At 39.7% G+C, this 11,367-nt stretch carries 9 protein-coding genes; 8 read left to right on the top strand and 1 reads right to left on the bottom strand.

From position 1 onward, the window contains the following. The first annotated feature begins 408 nt into the window (after window positions 1-408). Together AC1VU3_RS04520 and AC1VU3_RS04515 are read left to right on the top strand one after the other, a co-directional pair. Entirely contained in the window at window positions 409-1,983 is a 1,575-nt protein-coding gene (locus tag AC1VU3_RS04520; protein ID WP_480388102.1) for a DUF342 domain-containing protein, read from the top strand. Beyond that, window positions 1,976-2,695, top strand: coding sequence for a glycerophosphodiester phosphodiesterase (locus AC1VU3_RS04515; RefSeq protein WP_480388101.1), 720 nt, complete (start codon window positions 1,976-1,978; stop codon window positions 2,693-2,695). Before AC1VU3_RS04520 ends, AC1VU3_RS04515 begins: the two co-directional genes overlap by 8 nt. A 91-nt stretch (window positions 2,696-2,786) precedes the next feature. On the opposite strand, the gene AC1VU3_RS04510 is transcribed toward AC1VU3_RS04515, so the two are convergent. After that, on the bottom strand, window positions 2,787-3,026 hold the full coding sequence (locus tag AC1VU3_RS04510; protein ID WP_480388100.1) for a DUF2627 domain-containing protein: 240 nt from the start codon (window positions 3,024-3,026) through the stop codon (window positions 2,787-2,789). 128 nt (window positions 3,027-3,154) lie between these two features. On the opposite strand from AC1VU3_RS04510, the gene AC1VU3_RS04505 reads away from it, so the two are divergent. The 6 genes from AC1VU3_RS04505 to AC1VU3_RS04480 all read left to right on the top strand — a co-directional run bounded on the left by AC1VU3_RS04505 (window position 3,155) and on the right by AC1VU3_RS04480 (window position 11,220). Next, window positions 3,155-5,173, top strand: coding sequence for a sigma-54 interaction domain-containing protein (locus AC1VU3_RS04505; RefSeq protein ID WP_482982901.1), 2,019 nt, complete (start codon window positions 3,155-3,157; stop codon window positions 5,171-5,173). An 87-nt stretch (window positions 5,174-5,260) separates the two neighbouring features. After that, a complete protein-coding gene (gene bcd / locus AC1VU3_RS04500) occupies window positions 5,261-6,355 on the top strand; it encodes a branched-chain amino acid dehydrogenase (RefSeq protein WP_482982900.1) in 1,095 nt (364 codons plus the stop codon). A gap of 77 nt (window positions 6,356-6,432) precedes the next feature. Beyond that, window positions 6,433-7,863, top strand: coding sequence for a dihydrolipoyl dehydrogenase (gene lpdA, locus AC1VU3_RS04495; RefSeq protein WP_482982899.1), 1,431 nt, complete (start codon window positions 6,433-6,435; stop codon window positions 7,861-7,863). A gap of 16 nt (window positions 7,864-7,879) precedes the next feature. Beyond that, window positions 7,880-8,884, top strand: a complete 1,005-nt coding sequence (locus AC1VU3_RS04490) for a thiamine pyrophosphate-dependent dehydrogenase E1 component subunit alpha (protein WP_482982898.1) — start codon at window positions 7,880-7,882, stop codon at window positions 8,882-8,884. Continuing rightward, complete coding sequence (locus AC1VU3_RS04485; protein ID WP_480388095.1) at window positions 8,884-9,867, top strand: alpha-ketoacid dehydrogenase subunit beta; 984 nt, start codon at window positions 8,884-8,886, stop codon at window positions 9,865-9,867. The genes AC1VU3_RS04490 and AC1VU3_RS04485 overlap by 1 nt, the downstream gene beginning before the upstream one ends. 21 nt (window positions 9,868-9,888) lie before the next feature. Beyond that, on the top strand, window positions 9,889-11,220 hold the full coding sequence (locus AC1VU3_RS04480) for a dihydrolipoamide acetyltransferase family protein (RefSeq protein WP_482982897.1): 1,332 nt from the start codon (window positions 9,889-9,891) through the stop codon (window positions 11,218-11,220). The last annotated feature ends 147 nt before the right edge of the window (window positions 11,221-11,367 follow it).

Raw genomic sequence — 11,367 nt, 5'->3', positions numbered from 1 at the left:
GAAATGAGACAGCTAAGTGGGAGATCAACTGTCCCTAAAAACCCGATTGGTTCAACTAATGATTGGTGGGGGATGAAAGAAAACCCCCACCAATCAAAGTTTCACTTTATGCTACTGCTATTGCTCCGAATCTGGCTGTTATCTAATTCCCCTGTTGTCTCTAGTCTAAGGATATCTTCTACAACACTCTTAATTATCCAATTCTCAATGGGAAAAATATGTTTATCTAATTCAACCTAGAGATATAGTAGTTAAGGCTCTTTTTTTCTCAAAAAACTAATTATTTCATGAATAGTAGCCTGCTTGAAGGGATTACTATGGTATTATAGAGCTAGATATAAATGATATTTTTTTACTTATTTTTTATTATTTTTTGGTTTGTTAAAAGGAAATTAGGGGGTTTTGTTTGTGACATGTATAGAAGAAAATGAGTATATTACTCTCTCAGAAGTAAAAGGGAAAGTATTTCTGATAGTGAAAAAAGAAGGTTTTCAATTAAAAAAATTTGATGAAATAACAAAGAAACATCCTCGATTTAGAGTATCCAATTTTATGCTACTTAAAAAAAATATTAATAAGGTTTCAGAGGATCCAATCGAAATTGGTGATTGGACTGATCGGATAGAAATAGAGGTATCTGCTGACGGCATGCAGGCACTAATTAGTATCTATGAAACTCCCGAGTATATACAGAACAATATAATAGAGGTCCAGGAAGCAGTTCAAAAGCTACTGAAAGAGCATGGGATTATTTACGGTATCAAGCCGCTGGACATCATGTCTTTCAAGCAAGGTAAGCCAATCGTAATTGCTCAAGGAACCCCTCCTACAAAAGGAGAGGATGCAAAAATTACATATTTACAGCAAGCAGAAAAAAAACCGATGATTGATGAAAGCGGTAAAGCAGATTTTTTCGATATGAAATTTATCGTAGAAATAAAGGAAGGTTCTTGGCTAGGTGAAAAAATTCCTGCCAAAGAAGGAGAACCAGGAAGAAATATATTTGGAGAGAATATCACTGCACTCATGGGAGAAGACACCCCATTAAAATATGACAAAGCTACTGCTTACGAAGTGGAAGAGGAAGGGAAGACTGTTATCCGCTCGAAGACAAAAGGTATCATAAATGAAGTTAATGGAGTTCTAACGGTCCAGAAGCATCTTGTTATTGAAGGAGATGTTGGTCTACAAACTGGGAACTTAACATTTGATGGTTCTATTCAAATTAGAGGAACGATAATGCCCGGATATTCTGTTGTCGCATCTGGTGATATTTCCGTAGAATCAAAAGAAGGGGTAAATCAAGCAGAGCTTATAAAATCAGCAGAAGGAGATATCTTTATAAAAGGAGGAATTTTCGGAAAAGGAAGAACTAAGGTCGAAGCCCACGGAAATATCTATATAAAGCATGCAAACGAATGCTTTCTCTCTGCTAAAGGAACTGTTCATATTGGTTATTATGCCCTGGGCACTGACATAGAAGCTAGTGAGGTAAAGTTAGATGAACGTAAAGGGAAAATTATTGGAGGTAAAACTGTTGCGATAAACTCTATCATTACTGCATACACAGGCAATAGTATGGAAAGAAAAACAGAACTAATTGTCCAGGGACTCGACCGAAAAATAATAACTGATCACACAAAGGCTCAAGCCCAATTGATGATGACAAAGCAGACAGAGCTAGTAAATCTAGAAGCAAAGTTGGAGCAGCTTAGCCGTCTAAAAGTAAATATGACAGTTCAGCAAATCGCTATGTATGAGCAGACTAAACAACAATATAATATGCTAAAGCAAGAAGTGAAAGAAATAGATAACGAGCTTAAGAGAGTGTTAGAAATACTAAAACAAAATAACGAGTATTATATAGAGGTTACAAAGGAAGCGAATGGGGGAACAGTTATACAAATAGGGAATAAATCAACTGTTCTATCACGACCTACCAAAGGGAAATTTAAGTTAGAAAATGGGGAGTTAAATGTCTAATATACCTGTGTATGCACATCGTGGCTTATCTAGTAAATATTTGGAGAACTCTTTAAAGGCGTTTCAGAAGGCGATTGAGCTGGGTGTAGATGGCTTGGAATTAGATCTGCAGCTATCAGCAGACGGCGTACCTTTTGTCACACACGATATAGATTTTTTTAGGTTAGCCGGAAATCCTAAGCGAATAACCGATCTACCAGCAGAAGATATTCGGAAACTAAAACTTGGGAACTCCTACTTTCGAAAATTTTTTTACCACAGAGTGTTAACCTATGAAGAATTTATCGACTTTGTACAAAGCTATGATATAAAGCTCAATATCGAATTAAAAGAGTCTTTTTTAGGGAAAAAGGAAAAAATTAGAGAAGTAGTGCAAAAAAGCAGTGTATTAAAGGATATACATTTTTCTTCCTTTGAGTGGAGTATTTTAGAAACGATTCATCAGATGAATCTTGGGATAAAGACTGCTTTTATAGGAAAGAAATATGCAGAGTGGGAAGAGATTTTAACATCTCCACACTTAGACGCCGTACATTTGAACAAAAAATACTATGGTACACCTTTAATGGATAAGGTGTGGGAAGCTGGATTTCCCCTGCGGTTTTACAATATAAAAGGGACAGAAAATTATCTACAAAATCCCCATGAGTGTGTCATAGGCTGGATTACCGATTTTCCTGATACGGTAATGAGAAAACAAAGACAACGTTAATAATTTTTCGGAATATAAAAAGCGTCCTTTTTCTCAAAAGAGAGAAAGGACGCTTTTATTTTGGTAGCAGCTATAAGACTTGTTAATTTGACTATTTATTCTTTTGAAAACGAGGTGCCACTTTACCGTTTTTGCGGTCTCGATTTAACAAGAATCCAGCAAAAAATCCTAATCCTAGCAGAGTAAAGATAATCCCACAAATAAATTGAAGAGCAAGCCCTCCAAAAGGTAGAATTTGATCACCGAAGAAGGTATCTCTCATTAATTTGATACCAAAAGCCGCTATTATTCCTGGTATTAATAGTACAATTAATGCTAATAAACGAGCCAATACTCTCACTCCTGTCCTTCCACTTATATTTTACCTTCAAGTTTTTGATTGTCAATGTTAGGAACTTCATGTATGATTAAGTAAGAAATGCAATAAGTTGCAGAAGAAAAATGGGGGTGTGCATATTTTTGCAAAAAATACTCATTGTAGGTGCAGGTAACGGTGGATATGCACTTCTTAAATTGATTGAACAGGCAGAATACCTACAAGTCTCTGCAGTTGTGGATATCGATGACATGGCTCCTGGAATGGAATATGCTAGAAACAAGAATATACCCACTTATAAGGAATGGAAATCCCTGCTCTCGAGTGACATACAAATTATTATTGATGTAACAGGACAAAAAGAGGTATTTCAAGAGCTTCTACATCATCGTCCAGCGACAGCGGTTTTGATTCCTGGCGAGATTGCCAATTTAATCGTTAGCTTACTAGAAGAAAAGGACAGTTATATAAAAATTCTAAATCAAAAGAAAATGCTGCAAGAACTAATTTTTAATTCCGTAGAAGAAGGAATGCTCGGAATTGACGACCAGGCAATTGTAAATTTTTTTAATAAAAGTGCTGAAAGAATGACTGGTATCCCTGCTGAAGAGGCAATAGGAAAACCGATAAAAGAAGTCATTGCATTAAGTGAACTACCGCGTGTATTCGAAACTGGGATCATTGAGCTTAACAAAGAACTTACTCTTGAAAGCGGTTACAAAATAGTGACCTCCAGGTATCCGATGATAAACGAAGAAGGAAAGCGAATTGGTGCTTTTGCTGTTTTTAAGGATATTACCGAGGTGGTTCGATTAGCAGAAGAAATTACGAATCTTACAGAGATTCAAAAAATGCTAGAGGCAATCATTCATTCTAGTGATGATGCTATTTCAGTTGTAGATGAAGAGGGTAAGGGAATTCTAATTAATCCTGCGTATACTCGCATCACGGGATTTACGGAAGAAGAAGTTATTGGCAAACCTGCGACGGCTGATATATCGGAAGGAGAAAGTATTCATCTGAAGGTATTACAGACCAAGAAGCCAATTAGGGGTGTAAACCTTCGTGTTGGTAAGGAAGAAAAAGAGGTAATAGTAAACGTTGCCCCAATCCTTGTAAACAATGAGCTTAGAGGTAGTGTAGGGGTTATTCATGATATGACCGAGATGCAGGGATTAATGAAAGAGCTAGATAACGCGAGGACACTTATTCGGAAATTGGAATCCACTTATTCTTTTGAAGATATCACTGGAACCTCCCCTGAGATTAACTTGGCAATAGATCAAGCTAGACTAGCAGCTAATGTGCCGGTTAATGTTTTGCTTAGAGGCGAGGTTGGAGCGGGAAAAGAAATGTTTGCTCATGCAATACATAGTAAAAGCTATCGTTCTGAACATCCTTTTATCCGAGTAAATTGTAGTTCCATGGAAGAGCAGGAGCTGGAAAAAGAACTGTTTGGCTATGTGGAGGATGGCATTCAAATTACTGGTTTGCTTGAAGAAGCAAGTGGTGGCACAATTTTCTTAGATGAAGTTGGGGAACTTACTAAGAAAACACAAGCAAAACTGTTACAGGTCTTACGAGAGAATGCAATTGTACCTGTTGGTGGAACTACCTCTTTACAGGTGGACGTAAGAATTATTGCGGCTAGCAGTTTTAACCTCGAAAAAGAGATGAGAGAAGGCAACTTCCGAGAAGATTTTTATTTCCATTTAAATCGAATGCCGATACATGTTCCCCCTCTTCGAGAAAGAAAGGGAGATATACCGGGTATTGCGGAACAGCTGCTTGTGAAGCTGAATCAAGAATTTGGTCGAAATGTCGAAAGGTTCTCGAAAGAAGCAATGAAAGCACTGCAAGCATATGATTGGCCTGGAAACATTCGAGAACTAGAAACAATCCTTAGCAGGTCAATGATCTTTCTTCAAACAACTGATCGAGTTTTAGAAGAACATCATCTTCCAAAGCAGATGATGGTGCTTGAAACGGAAGAGGAAGATAAAGAAATTGCTCCACTTTCAGAGCAGATGGATGAAATGGAGAAGAAAATTTTAGCTAAGGCGTTGAAGGCTTGTGATGGGAATAAGTCTCTTGCTGCCAAGAATCTTCAAATATCTCTCAGGTCACTTTATTATAAGCTAGAAAAGTATCAATTATTTTAGGAGAGAGATATATTCACCTAAATAGGGGTATTCACTATTAATAGTTTTTGATATTTAGATTATTTAACTACTAGGAGGAACAAAAATATGGAAATCTTTAAATATATGGAAACTTATGACTACGAGCAATTAATCTTCTGTCAAGATAAAACTTCGGGCTTAAAGGCAATTATTGCGATTCATGATACAACGTTGGGTCCTGCATTAGGAGGTACTCGTATGTGGAACTATGCAACCGAAGAGGAAGCAATTGAAGATGCTTTAAGACTTGCAAAAGGCATGACATACAAAAATGCCGCAGCTGGACTTAATCTTGGTGGTGGGAAGACGGTTATCATTGGAGATCCATTAAAAGATAAAAATGAAGAGATGTTCCGTGCTTTTGGTCGTTTCATCCAAGGGTTAAATGGTCGTTATATTACAGCTGAGGATGTTGGAACTACAGTTGAGGACATGGACATCATCCACGAGGAGACGAATTATGTGACGGGTATCTCGGAAGCGTTTGGTTCTTCGGGTAATCCTTCACCAGTGACTGCTTATGGTGTATATGTTGGTATGAAAGCAGCAGCGAAAGAGGCTTTTGGCTCTGATTCTTTAGAAGGTAAAACAGTTGCTGTTCAAGGTGTTGGAAACGTAGCGTATACATTATGTGAGTTTCTTCATAAAGAAGGTGCTAAACTAATTGTTGCAGATATTAACCAAAAATCTGTCGACAGAGCAGTGGAAGCATTTGGAGCAATCCAAGTAGGTGTAAATGAAATCTACTCTCAGGATGTAGATATCTTTGCTCCATGTGCACTAGGTGCGATCATTAACGACGACACAATTCCTCAATTAAAAGCGAAGGTAATTGCAGGGTCTGCAAACAACCAGCTAAAAGATACGAAGCATGGGGATCTTATTCATGAAATGGGAATTGTATATGCACCTGACTATGTCATCAATTCTGGTGGCGTAATCAATGTTGCAGATGAGTTATATGGCTATAACGAAGAGCGTGCAATGAAACGTGTAGCAGGAATTTATAATAATATTGAAAAAATCTTTGAAATTTCTAAACGAGATGGCATCCCTACTTATGTGGCAGCAGACCGCATGGCAGAGGAACGCATTGCGCGAGTAGGAAAATCACGCAGTCAATTTTTACAAAACGGAAAACATATATTGAATGGCCGTTAATAGATAATTTCAATTTACAACAAAGGCCGCTTTTATTTTGGTAAAGCGGCCTTTTTTATACGAAGGGAGATGCTCATTTGGCAAAGGATTATGATGTAGTCATTATTGGTGGTGGAACCGGTGGATACGTGGCGGCTATCCGTTCGGCGCAGTTAGGGTTAAAAACAGCAATTGTGGAAAAAGGGAAGTTAGGGGGCACGTGCTTACATAGAGGGTGTATTCCGAGCAAGGCTTTATTACGAAGTGCTGAAGTGTTTTCAACAACGAAGAATCACGCTTCTGAGTTTGGTGTAAACACTAATGAAGTAACACTAGATTTTTCTAAGGTTCAAGCTCGTAAAGATACAATTGTAAATCAATTATATACTGGCGTTCAAGGTTTGATGAAAAAAGGGAAAATTGACGTTTATGAAGGTATGGGACGAATGCTTGGACCTTCTATTTTCTCCCCTTCACCAGGTGGAACTATTTCCGTAGAAATGAACAATGGAGAAGAAAATGAAATGCTGATTCCTAAGAATGTGGTCATTGCTACTGGATCAAGACCAAGAACATTGCCAGGTCTCACCATTGATGGTCATTATGTGATGTCGTCGGATGATGCCTTAGAAATGACCGCGCTTCCTAACTCTATCTTAATAGTAGGTGGAGGAGTAATTGGGATTGAATGGGCTTCCTTATTAAATGATTTCGGAGTAGACGTAACGGTAATCGAGTATGCGGATCGCATTATTCCTACGGAAGATCACGATATCTCGAATGAAATGCAAAAGCTTCTCACGAAAAAAGGGATTAAATTCTTTACAAGCGCAAAGGTTCTTCCTGATACTCTCCAGATAGAAAATGAGCAAGTAGAAATATCTGCAGAGATCAATGGAGAAACCTCTATTTTTAAAGCGGATAAAATGCTTGTGTCAGTGGGGCGTCAAGCTAACGTAGAAGGTATAGGTCTAGAAAATACTGATATTTTAGTAGAAAAAGGCTTTATTCAAGTTTCTGAAACATTCCAGACAAAGGAATCACATATATATGCAATTGGAGACGTTATTGGTGGTCTTCAGCTCGCACATGTTGCAAGCCATGAGGGAATTACGGCTGTTGAGCATATTGCAGGTAAAACAGTTTCTCCAATCGATTATACAAAGGTATCTCGTTGCATTTACTCTAGTCCAGAAAGTGCTAGCGTAGGCATAACAGAGTTGCAGGCAAAAGAACAAGGCTACGAAGTGAAAATTGGAAAGTTTCCATTTAAAGCAATTGGGAAGGCGCTTGTATATGGAGAATCAGATGGCTTTGTCAAAATAATCGCTGATAAGCAGACAGATGATATTCTAGGTGTTCATATGATTGGACCACATGTAACAGATATGATTTCTGAGGCTGGACTTGCCATGGTATTGGATGCGACTCCATGGGAAATTGCTCATACCATTCATCCTCACCCGACACTTAGTGAGGTTATTGGGGAAGCCGCTTTAGCTGTAGATGGAAAAGCAATTCATATGTAAAAAGGGGGAGAACTAGATGGCAAAAAACCGTCATGAAGAATTAGGACTAACAAATGCCGATGTATTAAAGATGTTTGAAACAATGCTGCTGGCACGTCGTATCGATGAACGTATGTGGCTACTGAATAGAGCGGGGAAAATCCCTTTTGTTATTTCCTGTCAGGGGCAAGAGGCTGCACAAGTAGGAGCAGCGTTTGCTTTAGACAATACAAAAGATTATATTGCACCATATTATCGAGATATGGGAGTCGTTCTGCACTTTGGTATGACTGCTAGGGAGTTAATGCTATCGGCATTTGCAAAGGCGGAGGATCCAAACTCTGGTGGACGCCAGATGCCAGGACATTTTGGACAAAAGAAAAATCGTATTTTAACAGGCTCTTCCCCGGTAACAACGCAATTACCTCACGCAGTAGGGGTTGCGCTTGCTGCAAAGATTGAGAAAAAAGATTTTATCACCTTTGTTACGCTTGGAGAAGGTTCTTCCAACCAAGGTGATTTTCATGAAGGGTTAAACTTTGCTGGTGTTCACAAGCTACCTTGTATCACGATGGTAGAAAACAATAAATATGCAATTTCCGTGCCTTTTGAGAGACAGGTTGCAAGTAAGAATGTTGCAGACCGTGCATCAAGCTATGGAATGCCAGGAGTAACGGTAGACGGAAAAGATCCAATCGAGGTTTATCGTGTAGTGAAGGAAGCGGCAGATCGTGCTCGTAATGGAGAGGGACCTAGTCTGATTGAGGCTGTTACCTATCGTTTGACTGCCCATTCATCCGATGACGACGACAGACAATATCGTACAGCGGAGGATATAGCAGAAGGAAAAGCGCTTGACCCGCTGATTACCTTTGCAAAATACCTAAGAGATCTTGATATTCTTCCAGAAGAGCTAGAAAAAGAGATTAATGACCGTGTGATGAAGGAAGTCAACGAAGCGACTGATTATGCGGAATCAGCACCATATGCTGCTCCAGAGGATGCACTGAAGCATGTGTATGCAGACGGGGGGAACGAGTAATGGCAATTATGTCTTATATAGATGCAATAACGCTTGCAATGAAGGAAGAAATGACTCGTGATGAGCGCGTTTTCGTATTAGGAGAAGACGTTGGTAGAAAAGGTGGAGTATTTAAAGCTACAGCTGGTCTATACGATGAGTTCGGTGAATATCGAGTGCTAGACACACCTCTAGCTGAATCTGCCATTGCAGGTGTTGGCATAGGGGCTGCTATGTATGGTCTCCGCCCTATCGCCGAAATGCAGTTTGCAGATTTTATCATGCCAGCAGTTAACCAAATCATTTCCGAGGCTGCCCGCATTCGTTATCGTTCGAATAATGACTGGAGCTGTCCAATCGTTATCCGTGCACCATTTGGAGGCGGTATCCACGGAGCACTGTATCATTCCCAATCTGTAGAAGCGGTTTTCGCTAACCAGCCTGGCCTGAAAATTGTGATACCATCTACCCCATACGATGCGAAAGGTCTGTTAAAGGCTGCAATTCGTGATGAAGATCCAGTTCTCTTCTTTGAGCATAAGCGTGCATATCGTTTAATCAAGGGCGAAGTACCGGAAGATGATTATACAATTGACATCGGGAAAGCGGACGTAAAGCGTGAAGGAGAGGACATAACGGTTATAACGTACGGCTTAGCTGTACATTTTGCTCTTCAAGCTGCCGAACGTCTTGAAAAGGATGGCATATCCGCCCACGTGCTAGATTTACGTACAATTTATCCGTTAGATAAACAATCAATCATTGAAGCTGCTTCAAAAACTGGAAAAGTATTACTAGTTACAGAGGATAATAAAGAAGGAAGCGTTATGAGTGAGGTAGCTGCAATCATTGCAGAAAACTGCCTGTTTGATTTGGATGCTCCTATCATGCGTCTTGCAGGGCCAGATGTGCCTGCAATGCCATATGCACCAACAATGGAAAAATTCTTTATGATCAATCCAGACAAAGTTGAAAAGGCGATGCGAGAGCTAGCGGAATTTTAATTGGAAGGAGGAAATTAACAAATGGCTTTAGAACAAATTAAAATGCCACAGCTTGGAGAAAGTGTCACAGAGGGTACGATTGAAAGATGGCTTGTTAAGCCAGGTGACCATGTGAATAAATATGATGCTTTGGCAGAAGTAAACACAGATAAGGTAACCGCTGAGGTTCCTTCCTCCTTCACTGGGACAATAAAAGAGTTGATCGCGAGCGAAGGGGATACTCTTTCTGTTGGCGAAATCATTTGTACGATAGAAACAGAGGGGGCATCCTCTGGTGAACAAGTCGTGCAAGTAAAAGAAGCAGCGCCAGAGCAGCCTTCTCAGGAAACGGTTAAGCCTTCTGAGGTAAAACAACACGAAAAGAGCGCACCGGTTGAGAGACCTAAAGGTGCCAAAGCAAGATATTCGCCTGCAGTGCTAAAGCTATCTCAAGAGCATGGCATTGACCTGACACTTGTGAGTGGCACAGGAAACGAAGGTAGAATCACTCGTAAGGACCTACTGAAAATCATTGAAAGTGGAGAGATTCCAACTGCGAAAGCTGAAGAGTCTAAAGCTCAGGAGCAGGTTCCAGTTCAAGAAACAGCTCAAGCTGAAAGCACATCAAAATCAACTCCAACAGCGAAAGCTCCAAATGTCCCGGTAGGTGCTGGTGATATAGAAATTCCGGTTACTGGTGTACGTAGAGTTATTGCTGCAAATATGGTTCGCAGCAAGCATGAGGCACCACATGGTTGGACGATGGTAGAGGTAGACGTTACGAACCTAGTGAACTACCGTGATTCTCTTAAGAATGAGTTCAAGCAAAAAGAAGGCTTCAATCTGACGTACTTCGCATTTTTCGTAAAAGCAGTTGCGCAAGCTCTAAAGGAATTCCCAATGATGAATTCAATGTGGGCTGGAGATAAGATCATCCAGAAGAAGGATATTAATATTTCTATTGCAGTGGCTACAGAGGATGCGTTATATGTTCCGGTAATTAAGCATGCAGATGAGAAAACGATTAAAGGCATTGCTCGTGAAATCAATGAGCTTGCTGCCAAAGTTCGTGCCGGTAAGCTAAAATCAGAGGATATGCAAGGTGGTACTTTCACAGTAAACAACACAGGCTCATTTGGTTCTGTTCAATCGATGGGGATTATCAATTACCCACAAGCGGCTATTCTGCAAGTAGAATCAATCGTGAAACGTCCTGTAATTCTAGAAGGTGGCATGATTGCGCCACGCGATATGGTAAATCTATGTCTATCATTAGATCATCGAGTATTAGACGGCTTAGTATGTGGTCGATTCTTGGCTAGAGTGAAGGAAATATTAGAGCATATTACGAAAGACAATACTTCGGTATATTGATAGAGAAAGCTTTGGCTGTTTCATTAAATAATATAAAAACTTTTTAGACCAAATCCATGGTGATTTGGTCTTTTTATAGTTTATCACCATATATAGGGGGTGATTTCCGTTCTGGCTGGACGCTTTCCTGGGGGCGCGGCTCCAACT

The sequence above is a fragment of the Psychrobacillus sp. Z16_25 genome (genome assembly GCF_056856695.1).
The sequence above is the reverse complement of the archived record's forward strand: the minus strand, read 5'-3'. Positions and strand labels throughout refer to the sequence as shown.